Genomic DNA, 15,708 nt, shown 5'->3' on the forward strand with positions numbered 1-15,708 from the left:
TCAGAATCATGGGGAAAGCTTAAAAGCCGACCCTATGATTCTGGCATATGTTCTCCAAGTTTTGTTAGGCAGCTCTTCAAGGAAGGATGATTATGGTGGCGATAAAAAAAAGGAGTTCACGAAAGTCGTGGGTAAATATTTTTAAAGAACAATGGCAGCTTCATTTGTTGATGTTGCTACCGGTTATATATATTTTAATATTTGCGTATTACCCGATGTTTGGCTTACAGATAGCGTTCAAGGATTTTAAGGCAACAGCCGGTATTTGGAGCAGTAAATGGGTTGGCTTTAAACATTTTTCCACTTTTTTTCATTCATACATGTTTAAGCGCGTGATAATCAATACGCTCCGAATTTCAATATATTCAATAGCAACAGGTTTCCCTCTGCCGATAATTTTTGCATTGATACTGAATACTATGCGCGGCATGCGGATAAAAAAATTTGTACAGACTGTGACCTACATGCCCCACTTTATTTCCACCGTGGTAATGGTGGGGTTGCTGATGCAGATTTTAAGCCCTGTGACCGGACTTTATGGTGGTTTATACCGCCTATTGACCAATGGAATGTATCCCAGTGATATTTTTGGTCAACCAAAGGCTTTTATACATTTATATGTATGGTCCGATGTATGGCAAAGCCTGGGCTGGAATTCTATTATATATCTTGCAGCTTTATCAGGAATTGACCCTCAATTGCATGAAGCAGCACAAATTGATGGAGCAACCCGTTTCCAAAGGATGATACATATCGAACTTCCCGGAATTCTGCCTACTGCAGCTGTATTACTGATCATGCGTTTCGGTTCTGTTATGAATGTAGGATTTGAGAAAGTATATTTGATGCAAAACAGTTTAAATCAGTCCTATTCTGAGGTTATATCAACGTATGTCTATAAAGTGGGTATGCAGGCAGGATCTAATAATTTTTCCTATGCTACAGCGATCGGGTTATTTAATTCTGTAATCAACTGCATTCTGTTAGTATTGGTAAATCAGTTATCACGTAAGTTGAGCGATAGCGAGGCAAGTCTTTGGTAGACTGGGAGATTGAATCAAGGAGTTGAAAATCATGACTGTGACAAAAACGGCAGCCAAATCAAAAAAGCGTAGGATTAAAGATCCGATTGAAGATAGAATATTGTATGCTGTCACCTATACCCTTGTTTTTTTGTTTGTATTATTAGTTTTATACCCGATAATATTTGTTATTTCTGCATCTTTTTCTTCGGCGACTGCTGTAAGTACGGGTAAAGTTATCCTTTGGCCTGTAGATCCAAGCTTAGACGGTTATAAAGCTGTTTTTTCTCATAAAAGGATTCTTACCAGTTTTAGAAATACCGTGTTTTATACAGTTGCAGGCACATTTATAAATGTCGTAATGACCCTGATAGCGGCTTACCCCTTGTCCAGGCCAAGATTTCAAGGCAAAAGATTCTATATGTTGCTGTTTGTATTTACCATGTTTTTCAGTGGGGGGTTAATTCCTACTTATATACTGATGACTCAAATTAAGTTTGTGAACACAATATGGGCAATGCTGATACCAGGTGCCCTGAGCGTATACAACATGATTATCGTCAGAACCTTTATCTTGAGCAATATACCGAATGAACTGCTGGAATCTGCAAAGATGGACGGATGTTCTGACATAAGGTATTTGGTTTCAATCGTTATTCCGCTGTCAAAAGCCGTCATTGCCGTTATTACCTTATTTTATGCAGTCGGTCACTGGAATTCGTATTTTAGTGCTTTGATATACTTGAACAATCCTAAGCTTTATCCACTGCAGCTTGTACTCCGTGATATTCTGGTACAAAATGAAATTGCCAGCAACGATTTCAAGAGCACAGCTTTCATGGAGGCAAAACAGAATCTGGCCGCCTTGTTAAAATACTCGCTGATAGTGGTGTCCAGTGTGCCTATTATTGTAGTTTATCCTTTTGCTCAGAAGTACTTTATTAAAGGCGTTATGGTAGGATCCCTGAAGGGATGATTTTTATAAAGCCCGTATTTGTGAATCGTGTTTAAGGTATAGATGTTGAACATATAACGATAAGCATTTATATACGAATGTTTGAAAATATTTTAATACTTATGTGAAGAATATAATGGAAAGAGGAGAAGTATATGTTTTACAAATATGAAACTCATTTGCATACTGCCGAAGTTAGTAAATGTGCCAAAAGCACTGCGGTAGAAATGGTAAGGGGTCATTATGAAGCCGGATATGCTGGAATAATTGTGACAGACCATTTTATTAACCCGGATTCGGAGCAATGGAAAGGGTTAAGTTGGGAAGAACAGGTAAGCAATTTCACAAGGGGATATGAAATAGCAAAAGCTGAAGGAGACAGGATTGGGCTTGACGTATTCTTTGGGTTTGAGTATAGCAATCGCCCGTTGGGAGAGGATTATTTGACCTATAATATTGGTAAGCAATTTTTGCTTGATCACCCGGAAATTGTGAATTTATCCATTGAAGAATACTGTAAACTTATAAGGGGGGTAGGCGGATTTATATCGCAAGCTCATCCATATAGAGAGGCATGGTATATAAAGAGTCCAGCAAGTCCAAAGATCCATCTTGTTGATGCCATTGAGGTTAATAACGGGTCATCTGATGACCCGGATAATTTCAACTATAAAGCCTGGGAACTGGCCAGAGCCAATCCGCAATTGATTCGCACCTCAGGAACGGATATTCACCAACTGGATCATGAGTTGAGCGGATTGGGTGTTTCAGGTATGGCATTCAAGTATAAGCTGAGGGATATCCGGCATTTCATTGAGGCTCTGCGTGCAGGAGATGGCTACTTGATTATTGACGGTAAAGTGACTGACAGGGAAGGCAACATCGTTGAATGAAAAATTTGAATAAACTTTCTTGATGGGATATAAATATAGCAAAGATCTTTATTTATATCCTCAATACTGATATACTATCCATAGATGGATTTAATTTCAAAAGGGGGAAATAAATGTATGAGGGAGTTAAAATTTGCTATCATAGGTGCAGGAAGCACCTACACGCCAGAACTTATTGAGGGATTGATAGTTCGAAAAGATAATCTTAAACTGGACAGTCTTTATCTGATGGATATAGATGATAGAAAACTGGAGATAATCTACCAGTTTACCAAAAGGATGTTGGGAAAGGGTGGAATAAATTCTAAGGTGGTAATGACCAAGAGCTTGGATGAAGCCGTGGAAGGCGCAAATTATGTCATCTGCCAGGTCAGAGCCGGCAAGCTGGATGCCAGAATCCTGGATGAAAAAATACCGCTGAAATACAACCTGCTGGGGCAGGAGACCACCGGTGCCGGCGGATTTATGAATGCTCTTCGTACCATACCCGTCATCATGAATGTTGCCAGAAAGATGGAGAAGCTGGCGCCTGACGCCTGGATGATCAACTTCAGCAATCCTTCGGGGATTATTGCAGAAGCAGTGCTGAATAATTCCAATGTAAAAATGATTGGACTGTGCAACGGCCCTTACGGGATGATAAAACGTGCCAAGGAAATGCTTCCTGAGGGTACAAAGGAATTTGATTATGATTTTGTAGGGCTCAATCATTTATGCTGGATTACCGGCATCTATGCAGACGGAAAGAATATAATTTCAGAAAAGCTGAATTCGAATACGGAATTTGCCAAGCTGAAGAACCTGACTGAAACAAAACGGGATGATGTTCTGTTGAGGGCAACGGGCGGCATTCCGGTAGGTTACCTTGATTATTACTATTTCCGTGATAAGAAAATACAGGAATGCAAAGAAAAAGAAAAAACCAGAGGCGAAGAATGCAAGATTATTGAAGAGGAACTTCTTGAGCTTTATCAGCAACCGGAACTGAATGAAAAGCCTAAGCAGCTTGAAAAAAGAGGTGGAGCAAATTATTCCACTGTGGCTGTCTCTTTAATTGATGCCATTGAAAATGACAAGAACGAATACCATGTAGTTGACGTTAAGAACAATGGCGCTCTTGATTTCATGGATAAGGACGATGTGGTCGAAGTAAAATGCCTGGTTAATAAAAACGGAGCAACGCCTGTTAAGATAAATAATTTTGATAATCAATACATCATCGGGCTGATGAGAGCGGTCAAGGCATATGAGAAACTCACTGTAAAAGCAGGATTGACCGGCGACTATGATGCGGCATTGGCTGCGCTTATGGTTCACCCGCTCATTGGCGATTATGTAAAAGCAAAAGGTGTCCTTGACGAAATGTTGCAGGCAAACAAGGAGTTTTTACCGCAGTTCAAGCTTTGATACGGAGGTTGCTTATGAAGAAATATGTTTTGGGTATGGATGGTGGAGCTACCAAAACCCATGCTGCATTGTTTGATATTGACGGCAACAAGGTGGATATGCTGGAATGGGGTCCGACCAATCATGAGGTATTGGACGGTGGCTTTGACGGGTTTAGGAAAGAAATGAAAGATTTGTTGTCCTCTCTGTTTTCACGAAATTCCATAACAGCTGGCGATATAGTTTCCAGTGCGTTTGGGATGGCAGGAGTGGATACAAGGAAACAACATAAGATAATTTCAAGTATCATTGATAACTTGGGTATAAAAGATTTTGTTTTATTCAATGATGCATATCTTGGTGTTAAGGCCGGATGTCCGTCAGGTGTTGGCATTTGCGTAATCAATGGTTCAGGATGCACCATAGCCGGCATCAATGCAGAGGGCAAAATGATTCAGATTGGCGGGCAGGGGAGCCTGACCAGGGATGTAGGAGGCGGAGGAAGCATCGGAATGGAGGCCATAAGATGTGTTTATGACCATCTGTTCCGTCTGGAGCCTTATACTATATTGAAGGATATGCTGTTTGAAAAGCTTCAGATCAGCTCGAAATACGATTTTATGGAAGTGATGCCTGAGGCATTGAGCAGCGGAATCATATCTGCAGGCGAGATAGGAAAAATGGTTTTTGAAGCTGCGAATAAAGGGGATGAAACGGCCATATCCATTCTGGAGTTTGTAGGGGAAAGCCTTGGCAAATCAGTAAATGGTGCCATACATGAGTTGGGTTTCAAAGAAGGAGATGTGATAGAGGTAGTACTTGCCGGTTCAGTAAACGTCAAGGGTAGCAATCCTTCGCTAGTGAATGCCATTAAGAAGGAGGTAATAGACAAGAATCCCGATAAAAAGCCTGAATTCATAATCCTGCAGAAACCTCCGGTTACAGGTGCGGTAATTTGGGCCTTGCAGAGAACAGAGCACAGAATAGATAATTTGTTTGAGAAGGTCACATCGCAATTTTGAACGACAATGGTAAAGAACTGACAGATATTAGTATATGCTTGTACATACGGCAAAAATATTTAAAAGACGCAAAACAACTCATAACAGAAAAATAACGTTGAAGAATTTTAATAAAAAAGAATTTATGACGGCATTAAAACATGCGGACATGGGAAGACATACCCCACTATCAGGTTTAAAATCTGGAGTTCATGTGTGAAAGTGGGGTGTGTCTTTTTGGATTTAATTGAGTTTTTGACGCTATCTCATGAAAATGATATGATTTTGGAACAGTATGGAGCATGATTATGAAAAAAGAGTTTTACAGTTTAAGCGAGATAAGCAATTAACAGTTTGATTTTGCAGTAAATTGAAAATTCCAGTCATAAGTTTCCTGTTTTTGAACGGAAAGTGTTATCGTACAAAATATGAACCTTCTGAGAAACTAAATGCTTTTGGCAATAGAATTTTGAAAGGCCAATAGCTCATGTTACAAGTGGGAGGAGCTGCCGATAAGGCTTATAGCAAAGCAACTGAACTTAACGGAATAAATAAACTTTTTCAAAAGCTTTTTATAATTATCAGGGAGTCATTTGTTCATGAAAGAAGCAGGATTGTTTTTTAATGCTATGTTTCATGCAGGAATTGTCTTTGTGTTTATCGGATTATTTATAATAATTCCGGTCGGAGGTCTGTTTGGCGTTTTCTGAGCGCTGGTCGCATAGCACAGTAAGATGAAAAAAGGATAATCTTTATCAGAACCCGTTTTGAAAAATCGCTGAAAACATAAGAAAGGATACATTGTATATAATATGCCCTTTCTTCAATATGTCTTAAAGCGTTCTAATAAGCTTGCTTCCAACCTCTAATTTACATAATCAAGAGATTATGAATCAAGAGAGTATGAAAACTGAATACTTACCAACACAAGCAGTTATTTACTGTTTCTTATTTCTAAGATAAAAGTCAACAAAACTGTCAATTGTAAACTCTTTAAGTTCAGAAATATCATCATTAACCAGTTTAAAAAAACAACTTGGAATTTCTCCTGCTTTAAGGTTTTTCTTTATACAAAGGTCACACCCCTTAGAGTTATTATGAGGATTCAGCCTGCAACTTAAATCGGTACATGTACAAAAATGTTTACTATTTTCCATAATTACTCCTTTCTGTGGTATTGGCACGATTAAGTCTATATAATGGTGTAAAAAGAAGTTGAGCCAAAGCTCATACCTCGGTTAAAATATAAGTTGCCAAACAAATACCAAACCGAGGAGGATGAACCATGGCTCAGTTTAATATTACTATAACCGAGGAACTTTTGCACGGATTATTTTTATCAAATGGTAAGGAAGAAGCATTTTCCAAATTATTGGAGGAAATCTTCAACCAGATCCTTTTGGCTCAATCTACAGAGCAAATAGGTGCGGAACCCTATGAGCGCACCGAAGAAAGAACCGCATACCGCAATGGATTTCGGGATAGGCAAATAACAACTCGAGTTGGTACGCTCACATTGCGGGTTCCCAGGCATCGCAATGGGCAGTTCACTACAGAGCTTTTTGCTCGGTATCAGCGTAGTGAACAGGCATTAATGCTTGCTATGATGGAGATGGTCATCAATGGTGTTTCTACTCGAAAGGTTGAATTAATAACAGAGGAGCTATGTGGTAGAAAGTTTTCAAAATCGACCATCTCAGAACTTTGCAAGAACCTGGATCCGATGATAGAAGCATTCCGCACAAGACCGTTGCAAAGCCAATATCCCTTTCTCATGGTGGATGCCATCTATGTTAAGGTGCGGGAAAATGGACGTATACAATCGAGAGGCATGCTGATTGCCATTGGCGTTAACGAAGATGGCTATCGTGAAATCATCGGGTTTCAGCTAGCAAATAGCGAATCAGAAAGCAGTTGGGGTGAGTTCTTTTCTTCTCTCAAAGATCGTGGGTTAAAGAACGTGCGCCTGGTTACCTCTGATGACCATAAAGGGTTGGTCAATGCAGTTAGAAAACATTTTCAAGGCGCTAGTTGGCAGCGTTGTCAAACCCACTTTTCCAGGAACATGCTGGATCATACGCCTAAAGCATTGCAGGCTGAAATGAAGGAAGAACTGCATCAGCTTTATGAGGCTGTTGACCTTGAGAGTGCTCGTAAAATCAGAGACCATATTATTCAAATATATGAAGTCAAAGCACCAAAAGCCACAGCTCTCCTGGACGAGGCGTTTGATGATATTACTGCTGTTCTTGCACTACCCTTGAAGTATCGTAAGAGGCTTCGTACTACAAACGGTGTGGAAAGACTGAATGAAGAAATTCGTCGCCGAGAACGGGTCATTCGAATCTTTCCCAATGCTGCATCCGTTATCCGGCTCATGGGGGCCTTATTAATAGAGCAGGATGAGAAATGGCAGACCGGTCGCAAATACTTTGATATGCAGCTATATTATCAAGTGCAGAATAAGGAATCCAAGTCTGGCACTGCTGCATAGAAATCGCATTTATTCCACGGTCTGTTGACAATGAGCCTCCCATGGCATGTTTTCAGGCATCAGGGCCATCCCCCCTCATCTTTGAGGTGAAGTCTTATGCTGGAGTGGTGATGCCCGGCTAACAGCCTAACATGCCATGTACTCATTGTCAACAGCTTTCGCGGCATAAACGCTTAGGTATCGTTTGATTAGCTACTGCTTAATGACCGAGGTAATTTACACACAAATTTGGACTTGACTTATTGGCACGTGTCAAATTTATTATAATATAGTTCAGACTATCTAATAAAGATGCTAATTCTAATCTTATATTAGTTAGTTAAGTATTCCAAAACTGCGGCATGGAAGTTATTTTCCAAGTCTCCTGGAGCCGGGGAAAATGTTGGAGAAAGCTTTGCCGAATGTTGTCCCGGAAGCCTAGTAATTATGGCATTGGCATATCCGGAAGGAGCAGTATCTAAAGGTGAGTCTCATACTTCTGCTCCCTCCGGGGGTAACATGTATGTCTTACATATATTGATTCTTCTGCCTATGAGGATGTGATATAAATGATTATAAGTTACAGCATAATTGTATATACATCATTTCTTCCGCTTATACCTTATTGCAGGAGCATTTGTCCTGAGTCGGGTCTACTCTTTTTATCACCTCAAAAAGCAGGCGTTTGACATTTTCAATGTTTTCATTGAACACCCTGAGCACTTCGTCATTTGTGACGGGGGGAATATCATCCCTGCCTTCCAGGCCTGCATCATAGTCGGTGATCAGCGCAATGTTGGCATAGCAGATGCCCAGCTCCCGGGCAAGATAGGCTTCGGGGTACTGGGTCATGTTAATGACCTCCCATCCCATTTTGCTGAACCAGCGGCTTTCTGCCACGGTGGAAAACCTTGGCCCCTGTATCACTACCACCGTTCCCTTTTCATGAATGGTCAGTCCCAGGTTTTTGCCGGCTTCCACTGCAAGAGCGCGAAGCTCCGGGCAATAAGGATGGGCAGCACTGGTATGTCTAGTTTCAGGACCATCATAGAAGGTATCCTTGCGGCCCCAGGTGCGGTCAACAAACTGATCGCATATGACAAAATCACCAGGTTTTATATGAGGCTGAAGGCTTCCTGAAGATGTGGGCGCCAGAATTTTTTTTACTCCCAGCAGTTTCATGGCATAGAGATTTGCCCTATAGGGTATCATGTGGGGAGGATACTGGTGGTCTCTGCCATGGCGGGGCAAAAAGGCAATCCTCTTTCCTTCATATGTAGCCAGCGTGAATTTGTCGCTGGGCTTGCCATAGGGGGTATCTATTTCCAACTCTTCAACATTGTCCAGAAACGAGTAAAATCCTGAGCCTCCGAATACACCGATATCAGCTTTGTATTCCATAAAAAACCTCCTCAAGATTATTGATTAACGCAATCAAGCATAACTACTTTTTTCTAATTCAACAATATGGTAATTAACTTATTGAATATTATACATCAAATATTCTGAGTATACTATGATTATATAGTTTAGGAATGAATTCAGCCAATAATGGATGTATTGATTGTGTAGAAAGGATTCACTACTTAAGAGCATAGCTGCAAGACACCACTTTTCGGGGCAACAATCATCCATTTCAATTAGCTGAATTCAAACTGATTATATTATAGTAGCTTTTTATTGGAGTTGGAATGAATTCAGATGACGGCAGGTGAATAGATTTTGGAAACTCTGACGAAGGGAATGGATTTTGAGTTCTTTTGGATAGAGTGCATCTGTCTTTCCGTAGGATGAATTCCTATCAATTTTAGTGGTATGAGGAGGAGTTTTATGTCAGAAATATTGACCCATGAAATAAAAAGTGATCTGGAGAATATATACAAGTTAACCGGCGATCTTCTGAATATGATTTCTATGAAGGATTTTTCATCGGAAAAGAGCGAGATACAGGAAATGATGGAAATGATCAAATTCAGGCTGGCGGACATCGGAGGTATCCTGCAAAAGGACATCTTCAACTGTGATTACCTGCTGATGAAAATGAGAACATTGGAATCCCGGAGAAATGAAGTCACGATGATAAATGCTCATATGAACTAGGCTTATATGCCGCATTAGAGGTGAAATAAGAGCTTCATTTTACTTTGATTATTCAATTTTATAGATTATTTAATTTAAAGAACAATTAATTAGATATAGAGTAGTTAATTGCATGATTAATTTTAAAGAATGATTAATTTTAAAGAATAATTATGTTCTGAAGAATAATTCATATATGAACCCTTAAAAGTTATTCCAGGAATAAAGCAAGAAGAGATTTAGACAGCTATAATACTGATGACGACCAATACGGCACAATAGAGGCTTTACACAGCATAATGTGTCCGGAAAGGATGGATGAATAAGGGAGTATACAGTGAAATTGGCAAAGCATGTGATAAGGAAATAATCCTTTATATGCTATAGCTTTTAGTTTTTGGATTCATACCGATATTTGGATTGATATCGGTTTATATAATTTCGCACGGACACATATTAATAAAACACTATAATGGGCAGAATATCTACAGGAGGTTTGATTATGCCAGGAGAAAAAGCCCTATTGGAGAAAATCAGCCGGAAAGTTGACAAGTTAGCCGTGAAAATGGAGAGGTCAAAAATCGAAGAATATGTTAACTATCTTGAACATCCCAAAAGACTGTTATGGTCAAATTTCCTTGCCGGGCTTTCAAGAGGATTTGGGATAGCAGTTGGTGTCACAATACTGGGTGCGGTGGTCATATATTTGTTGGAAATTATAGTGGATTGGAATTTGCCTGTTATTGGCAAATTTATCAGTGAGATAGTTAGAATAGTACAGGAGGATCTGAATAACAGAGGAGGCTTAAGATGATGGACAGGTCGAATATGGAACACTTTAAGGATATGCTCTTTAAGCAGGGCAGGGACGTGGAAAAAACCATAAACAACATGAAGGTGAATAAGTCAGGGGAGCAGGACAAGTTTTCAAATAACGAGCTTTCCAGCTATGACAATCATCCTGCGGAGCTGGGAAGCGAAGTGTATCTGACAACTATGAACAACGCCCTTAGAGTTCACCAGGAGCATATACTCAAGGAAATACATGATGCTTTAGACAGAATAGAAAAAGGAACCTATGGAAAATGCGCCTTTTGTGGAGATGAGATAAGCTATGAACGATTAGAAGCTCTTCCCTATGCCAGGCTATGCATAAAGTGCGAGGAAAGCAAGGAAGTAACACCGAGGGTGCTGGATAATGAACGCCCGGTGGAGGAACTTATCTGGGACGCACCCTTTGGTAGAAAATACTTAAACCGCCGGGAGGATGACGAGCATGAAGGCATGGATTACTTCAATGATCTGATGAAATATGGCAGTGCTGACAGCCCTCAGGATTTGGGTGGATACCACGATTATGAAGAGTTCTACACCAATGAGATAGACCAGCAGGGTATTGTGGATGATATGGACCGAGTGACCAATGATGAATACAAAAGGCAGCTTCCGGATTAGTGCTACGTGTGGTCAACCGGGTAGTGGATGATAAATCCCTCATATGCCTTTTGAGGCAATCTTGCAAGAAAAAAGATAAAGCAAAAGGTATGCAATGTAAGAAGCAAAAGACCAGGATATTTATTGGCATATGTACAAATAAAGCCCTTATAGGGCTTTATTCAGGATTTTTTATTCAAATAGCCGGGACTCTTTATATAAAATTTCTTCTGAGCCAGCTTTTCTTCGACTATCCTCAAAGCTTCTCCAAATCTCTGGAAGTGGACAATTTCCCTTTGCCTGAGGAATTTGAGAGGTTCACGCACATCAGGGTCATCCACCATGTTCAAAAGGTTTTCATAAGTGGCTCTTGCCTTCTGCTCTGCAGCCAGGTCTTCCATCAGGTCTGCTATAGGGTCTCCCTTGGACTGGATATATGCCGCCGTCCATGGAGTACCTGCCGCGCTGAGAGGATATATGGCATGATCATGATCTGCGTAATAAGCACCAAGACCTTCCCTTTCCATAACATCGGCGGGTACGCCTCTGGTGAGCTGGTGCACGATGGTGCCAACGATTTCTAAGTGGGCTAGCTCCTCGGTGCCTATGTCATTTAATGTAGCCCTTGCCTCTTCAGTGGGCATGCTGAATCTCTGGCTCAGATACCTGAGAGAAGCCGATAGTTCACCATCCGGGCCGCCGTATTGAGTTATAATGTATTTTGCCAATCTGGGATTTCTGTTTTTGATTCTTACCGGATATTCCAGTTTTTTTTCATAAACCCACATATATAAACCTCCATTCTGAGTTGGGTAGTGTCAAAAGTTTTGATATGCTTTTGACCTCTAACCCTTGGTTTTACTTGCTTTTATATTATTAAGGGTTTTACCCTCATTTAACTGGAAATTAAGAATGTATAGAAAGGCAAAGGTACTTGCCCTTTTTTTGGTATAATGTTGTTGCTGGACAACCCCCAAAGAAAGGAGTTAAGTACCTTTGAACAACATTATAACAGTTTTACTACTATACATTCAAATACAAGCTAAAATTATCATTTACCTCATGTGTGCACTCTTTAGTAAAGGATCCGTCCGCAAGTACTACGATGAGCCTGTTAGGAAGCCTTACCGCAAGCTTGTGGTGGATACCATGCCGATTATTGAGACACTTGAGAAGCTTGATTATAAGCAGCTTATTTCAAATCATCTCAAGGAAACCGGTAAGCTTATAACCCCTATTACAAGGAGAAAAGCTTCTACAGTCCCTGATACTATGGCCTGCCCAAGATGTGGAGCTCCTCATGAATACCTTTACGACAATACCGGTGGTAAAGGCCAGTACTTATGCAAAGTCTGCAAGTGCACTTTCAACAAGAAAAACCGTTACCTAAAAAATCTCATCTTCCTCTGCCCCCACTGTGGAAGGACACTGGAACTTAAGAAAGAGCGTAAGGACTTCAACGTACATAAGTGCACCAACTCCAAGTGCCCCTATTACCTTGACAGGCTCAATTCCATGTCCGAGGAAGACAAGCAGCGCTACAAGTCTTCTCCACATGATTTCAAGCTCCATTACATCTACAGGGAGTTTGATATTGACTTTGAGCCTTTGGTAAGAAAGCCTTCCCAGCCTCCGAGTGTAGATATATCAAGGCTTTATGTCTCTCCTCACGTCCTGGGGCTGATACTTACATACCATGTCAATTTTGGCCTTTCTACCCGGATGACAGCTGCCCTTATGCGTGAAGTACATGGTGTAAGTGTTTCTCATCAGTCGGTATCAAATTATGCCGATGCTGTTGCCACAAACATTAAACCCTTCATTGACAACTACAAGTATGATCTCTCAGATTCCATCTGCGGGGATGAGACGTACATAAAGGTTCTGGGCAAATGGCATTACGTATTCTTTATATTCGACGCAGTAAAGAAGATTATCCTCTCATACCCCGTCTCTGCCAACCGTGATGTTAAAGCTGCAATTTATGCTCTTGACGAAGCATTGTCCAAGTTCGATAAGCTTCCTGAGGATCTTACCCTGATCTTTGACGGGAACCCTATTTACATGCTTGCTCAACACTATTTCGCCCAGTACGGCATCCACTTTGACATAAAGCAGGTAATCGGTCTTACCAACGACGACCCTATCTCCGAAGAATACAGGCCTTTAAAGCAGATCATCGAAAGGTTAAACCGCACCTTCAAGGGAAACTACAGACCCACCAACGGTTTTAACAACTATGCAGGTTCAGTATCCTTCCTTACACTGTTTGTAGCCTACTTCAACTTCCTAAGGCCTCATTCCTCTCTGGAAGGCAGGGTGCCGGTGGTCTTAGAAGAGCTCAAAGACCGGCCTAATATGCCTGCCAGGTGGGTTACACTCATTAAAATGTCCCAAGAATACATCAAAGCCCAACAATCTGCTTAAGGAACGAAATTCATCCTCTTATTTTTGTAGCATAGCATAGCAAAACAGTCGCCGCCGAACCTGTGGAGTTTGTGGGTAACCCGCTGATTTGAGGGGTGTGGGTAACTTGTGTGATAAAGTGTTGGCAACACGCTTTTCGTTGCCAATGCTTTATCCACTTGTTATCCATGCCTCGGGCGGGTTATCCATCAAATCCACAGGTATTATATTCCCATGGTTTTTCTTGTTGCTTATTTGGTTTCCAATGTGCATATTTGGTAAATACTCTCATTTCTGGCGTCAAAATTTTATTCTTTCATAGAACTTTTGACACTACCCTGAGTTGTAGTTTATCGGCAATTTATAATGGTTTGGGTTTTTCGCCGGCGGTTTTACTGCCACGGCCATGGATCTTCTATCCACTGCCATGGGCATTTGCTTGGAGTCATAGGCGTTATGGGACCATAAAGCCTCTCGTAATTTTGCCTTAAGGCTTTAGCTTTTTGCAGGCATTCATTGAATATTGTTATGGCCCTCTGGTCGTAAGGATGCGTATTAAGATACAGGTTCAGTTCGATAAGGGTAAAATCCGCTGCCATCACTTCCCTTAACAATCTTTCCCTTGCACTATCCATAATATTACCTCCAATCTAGGCATCTACAGTATACTCTGGGTCTACGCCGTATGGTCTGTAAAGCTCAGGGAAAATGGTGCCTTTGCTTAAGCCTTCCATAGGATTAAAAATATTGCCCATATGCTGGAAAGGAACATAAGCATGGGCAAGCATTGGTGAAGGCGGCCATGCCGGAAAACTATGTGGTGCCACCGCCATCGGGTTTAAAGGTTTTTTCATATCCATTTTAATCCCCCCATAATAGTTTGCTGCAATATAATGCTTACTGCCATTTTAACTGCCAAAATGCTCAAAATAACATGTTAGCTGTCTTTAACTGAATTGTTGTCATAATACCAGTTAAGACTAAGCCGATGCTAAAATCATAAAGCTGCTTTCACGTAGGATGGATGAATTACATGAGCAGCTTTATCCTATTTACATAATATTCTTGATCTTATCAATTGGTGCATTGAGATTGCGGAACTGAAACCTGCAAACATAAAAATATTGAGAAGCAACAGGACTTCTATTCTTTATCCGGAAGAACTCAAGAATTACGTCGACTTGGAAGATTAACATAATAAGAACCTTTCCATGAAGGGAATGAAGCCTGCTTTGCAGGAAAAAGAGGCTTTGCTGGAGCGGGAAATGATACTTGCAGGTGGCGGAGGTGGCTTATAATATCAATGAAGTAAAATTTGTAAAATTTTAAATTACTCATTTACAATTATCCTACTGTTATGATAAAATACTCTAGTATGATATTTAGAAACCATTTGCTAGGTTATCGGAAAACTCCGACCGATTACCAAGCTAATGGCGATTTATAATAAGGAGGGTTTATATGTTAAAGGAAAAAAAGCAGGAAATAATAGACAAGTACAAAATCCATGAGAACGACACAGGATCTCCGGAAGTTCAGATAGCTTTACTTACGGAGAGGATCAACCATTTGAATGAGCATCTGAAAATTCATAAGAAGGATCATCATTCAAGAAGAGGTCTTCTGAAGATGGTAGGTCAAAGAAGAGGACTTCTCAATTATCTCATGGAAAACGATATTGAGAGATATCGTGCTATTGTTGAAAAACTTGACCTTAGAAAATAAGATGAGCGGAGTAGTCCGCTCATTGTTTTATAGCGAGGCTAAAGATGTCCCCCACCTCTCATAGGTGGCGGGCACCTGATTTTACAGTAGACGGTGAGTTAAAATCTCCCGCCTCGTTGAAACGGTGTTTTGAAATTGCTACGCAATTTCTTCCGTTGTTTTAATGTTCAGGCACAGAACTTAAGTATGCTTACAAGGAATGCCGCAGTGCCTTGACATTTTTACATATTTTTGGCGCATGATGCGCAGGATTTATTTTGTTAAATATGAAATAAAATTTGTGCAATAATAAATAATATAAATTTGATGTAAAAGCTACGGACGGTAGACGGTA

At 40.5% G+C, this 15,708-nt stretch carries 16 protein-coding genes; 11 read left to right on the forward strand and 5 right to left on the reverse strand.

Annotation, left to right across the window (positions count from 1 at the left end):
• Positions 1 to 92 precede the first annotated feature (92 nt).
• The 5 genes from CDO33_RS06955 to CDO33_RS06975 all read left to right on the forward strand — a co-directional run bounded on the left by CDO33_RS06955 (position 93) and on the right by CDO33_RS06975 (position 5,278).
• Complete coding sequence (locus CDO33_RS06955) at positions 93 to 1,043, forward strand: ABC transporter permease (RefSeq protein WP_103080605.1); 951 nt, start codon at positions 93 to 95, stop codon at positions 1,041 to 1,043.
• A gap of 31 nt (positions 1,044 to 1,074) precedes the next feature.
• Positions 1,075 to 1,998 carry a carbohydrate ABC transporter permease gene (locus tag CDO33_RS06960; protein WP_103080606.1) on the forward strand — a complete coding sequence of 308 codons (924 nt, stop codon included), beginning with the start codon at positions 1,075 to 1,077 and terminating at the stop codon, positions 1,996 to 1,998.
• 134 nt (positions 1,999 to 2,132) lie between these two features.
• Complete coding sequence (locus tag CDO33_RS06965; RefSeq protein WP_103080607.1) at positions 2,133 to 2,870, forward strand: PHP domain-containing protein; 738 nt, start codon at positions 2,133 to 2,135, stop codon at positions 2,868 to 2,870.
• Between the two features lie 117 nt (positions 2,871 to 2,987).
• On the forward strand, positions 2,988 to 4,277 hold the full coding sequence (locus CDO33_RS06970) for a 6-phospho-beta-glucosidase (protein WP_103080608.1): 1,290 nt from the start codon (positions 2,988 to 2,990) through the stop codon (positions 4,275 to 4,277).
• A 14-nt stretch (positions 4,278 to 4,291) separates the two neighbouring features.
• The gene (locus CDO33_RS06975) at positions 4,292 to 5,278 is read left to right on the forward strand and encodes an N-acetylglucosamine kinase (protein WP_103080609.1); all 987 of its coding nucleotides are present in this window, start codon (positions 4,292 to 4,294) and stop codon (positions 5,276 to 5,278) included.
• Positions 5,279 to 6,195: 917 nt separating this feature from the next.
• Here CDO33_RS06975 and CDO33_RS06980 read toward each other — a convergent pair.
• On the reverse strand, positions 6,196 to 6,414 hold the full coding sequence (locus CDO33_RS06980) for a DUF6485 family protein (protein ID WP_103080610.1): 219 nt from the start codon (positions 6,412 to 6,414) through the stop codon (positions 6,196 to 6,198).
• A 128-nt stretch (positions 6,415 to 6,542) separates the two neighbouring features.
• Here CDO33_RS06980 and CDO33_RS06985 point away from each other — a divergent pair, with 128 nt between their 5' ends.
• On the forward strand, positions 6,543 to 7,751 hold the full coding sequence (locus tag CDO33_RS06985; protein WP_103080776.1) for an IS256 family transposase: 1,209 nt from the start codon (positions 6,543 to 6,545) through the stop codon (positions 7,749 to 7,751).
• A gap of 594 nt (positions 7,752 to 8,345) precedes the next feature.
• On the opposite strand, the gene CDO33_RS06990 is transcribed toward CDO33_RS06985, so the two are convergent.
• The gene (locus tag CDO33_RS06990) at positions 8,346 to 9,131 is read right to left on the reverse strand and encodes an S-methyl-5'-thioadenosine phosphorylase (protein ID WP_103080611.1); all 786 of its coding nucleotides are present in this window, start codon (positions 9,129 to 9,131) and stop codon (positions 8,346 to 8,348) included.
• A gap of 429 nt (positions 9,132 to 9,560) precedes the next feature.
• Here CDO33_RS06990 and CDO33_RS06995 point away from each other — a divergent pair, with 429 nt between their 5' ends.
• The 3 genes from CDO33_RS06995 (at position 9,561) to CDO33_RS07005 (ending at position 11,264) form a co-directional block, all read left to right on the forward strand.
• The gene (locus tag CDO33_RS06995) at positions 9,561 to 9,830 is read left to right on the forward strand and encodes a hypothetical protein (RefSeq protein ID WP_103080612.1); all 270 of its coding nucleotides are present in this window, start codon (positions 9,561 to 9,563) and stop codon (positions 9,828 to 9,830) included.
• A gap of 481 nt (positions 9,831 to 10,311) precedes the next feature.
• Positions 10,312 to 10,623, forward strand: a complete 312-nt coding sequence (locus CDO33_RS07000; RefSeq protein ID WP_103080613.1) for a DUF5665 domain-containing protein — start codon at positions 10,312 to 10,314, stop codon at positions 10,621 to 10,623.
• Positions 10,620 to 11,264, forward strand: a complete 645-nt coding sequence (locus tag CDO33_RS07005; protein ID WP_242973369.1) for a TraR/DksA C4-type zinc finger protein — start codon at positions 10,620 to 10,622, stop codon at positions 11,262 to 11,264. The genes CDO33_RS07000 and CDO33_RS07005 overlap by 4 nt, the downstream gene beginning before the upstream one ends.
• Before the next feature lie 161 nt (positions 11,265 to 11,425).
• Here the strand turns inward: CDO33_RS07005 and CDO33_RS07010 are convergent, their stop codons facing one another.
• On the reverse strand, positions 11,426 to 12,031 hold the full coding sequence (locus CDO33_RS07010) for a manganese catalase family protein (protein WP_103080614.1): 606 nt from the start codon (positions 12,029 to 12,031) through the stop codon (positions 11,426 to 11,428).
• Between the two features lie 274 nt (positions 12,032 to 12,305).
• On the opposite strand from CDO33_RS07010, the gene CDO33_RS07015 reads away from it, so the two are divergent.
• Positions 12,306 to 13,670 carry a DDE-type integrase/transposase/recombinase gene (locus CDO33_RS07015; protein ID WP_207655289.1) on the forward strand — a complete coding sequence of 455 codons (1,365 nt, stop codon included), beginning with the start codon at positions 12,306 to 12,308 and terminating at the stop codon, positions 13,668 to 13,670.
• A gap of 371 nt (positions 13,671 to 14,041) precedes the next feature.
• Here CDO33_RS07015 and CDO33_RS07020 read toward each other — a convergent pair whose 3' ends face one another.
• Both CDO33_RS07020 and CDO33_RS07025 read right to left on the reverse strand, forming a co-directional pair.
• Positions 14,042 to 14,284 (reverse strand): spore coat protein CotJB, encoded by a 243-nt coding sequence (locus CDO33_RS07020; RefSeq protein ID WP_103081986.1) that lies wholly within the window; start codon positions 14,282 to 14,284, stop codon positions 14,042 to 14,044.
• Positions 14,285 to 14,299: 15 nt separating this feature from the next.
• Complete coding sequence (locus CDO33_RS07025) at positions 14,300 to 14,509, reverse strand: spore coat associated protein CotJA (protein ID WP_103081985.1); 210 nt, start codon at positions 14,507 to 14,509, stop codon at positions 14,300 to 14,302.
• 601 nt (positions 14,510 to 15,110) lie between these two features.
• On the opposite strand from CDO33_RS07025, the gene rpsO reads away from it, so the two are divergent.
• Positions 15,111 to 15,374: a 30S ribosomal protein S15 gene (gene rpsO, locus CDO33_RS07030; RefSeq protein WP_103081984.1), complete on the forward strand. Its 264-nt coding sequence runs from the start codon at positions 15,111 to 15,113 to the stop codon at positions 15,372 to 15,374.
• Positions 15,375 to 15,708: the final 334 nt, after the last annotated feature.

Source organism: Clostridium thermosuccinogenes (assembly GCF_002896855.1).
GTDB lineage: Bacteria > Bacillota > Clostridia > Acetivibrionales > DSM-5807 > Pseudoclostridium > Pseudoclostridium thermosuccinogenes.

Excerpts from the sequence above, each read along its gene's own strand:
- CDO33_RS06975 (WP_103080609.1), top strand. The coding sequence starts at position 4,292 with ATGAAGAAATATGTTTTGGGTATGGATGGTGGAGCTACCAAAACCCAT.
- CDO33_RS06980 (WP_103080610.1), bottom strand. The coding sequence starts at position 6,414 with ATGGAAAATAGTAAACATTTTTGTACATGTACCGATTTAAGTTGCAGG.
- CDO33_RS06995 (WP_103080612.1), top strand. The coding sequence starts at position 9,561 with ATGTCAGAAATATTGACCCATGAAATAAAAAGTGATCTGGAGAATATA.
- CDO33_RS07005 (WP_242973369.1), top strand. The coding sequence starts at position 10,620 with ATGATGGACAGGTCGAATATGGAACACTTTAAGGATATGCTCTTTAAG.
- CDO33_RS07015 (WP_207655289.1), top strand. The coding sequence starts at position 12,306 with ATGTGTGCACTCTTTAGTAAAGGATCCGTCCGCAAGTACTACGATGAG.
- CDO33_RS07010 (WP_103080614.1), bottom strand. The coding sequence starts at position 12,031 with ATGTGGGTTTATGAAAAAAAACTGGAATATCCGGTAAGAATCAAAAAC.
- CDO33_RS06985 (WP_103080776.1), top strand. The coding sequence starts at position 6,543 with ATGGCTCAGTTTAATATTACTATAACCGAGGAACTTTTGCACGGATTA.
- CDO33_RS07000 (WP_103080613.1), top strand. The coding sequence starts at position 10,312 with ATGCCAGGAGAAAAAGCCCTATTGGAGAAAATCAGCCGGAAAGTTGAC.
- CDO33_RS06960 (WP_103080606.1), top strand. The coding sequence starts at position 1,075 with ATGACTGTGACAAAAACGGCAGCCAAATCAAAAAAGCGTAGGATTAAA.
- CDO33_RS07025 (WP_103081985.1), bottom strand. The coding sequence starts at position 14,509 with ATGGATATGAAAAAACCTTTAAACCCGATGGCGGTGGCACCACATAGT.
- CDO33_RS06955 (WP_103080605.1), top strand. The coding sequence starts at position 93 with ATGGTGGCGATAAAAAAAAGGAGTTCACGAAAGTCGTGGGTAAATATT.
- CDO33_RS07020 (WP_103081986.1), bottom strand. The coding sequence starts at position 14,284 with ATGGATAGTGCAAGGGAAAGATTGTTAAGGGAAGTGATGGCAGCGGAT.
- rpsO (WP_103081984.1), top strand. The coding sequence starts at position 15,111 with ATGTTAAAGGAAAAAAAGCAGGAAATAATAGACAAGTACAAAATCCAT.
- CDO33_RS06965 (WP_103080607.1), top strand. The coding sequence starts at position 2,133 with ATGTTTTACAAATATGAAACTCATTTGCATACTGCCGAAGTTAGTAAA.
- CDO33_RS06970 (WP_103080608.1), top strand. The coding sequence starts at position 2,988 with ATGAGGGAGTTAAAATTTGCTATCATAGGTGCAGGAAGCACCTACACG.
- CDO33_RS06990 (WP_103080611.1), bottom strand. The coding sequence starts at position 9,131 with ATGGAATACAAAGCTGATATCGGTGTATTCGGAGGCTCAGGATTTTAC.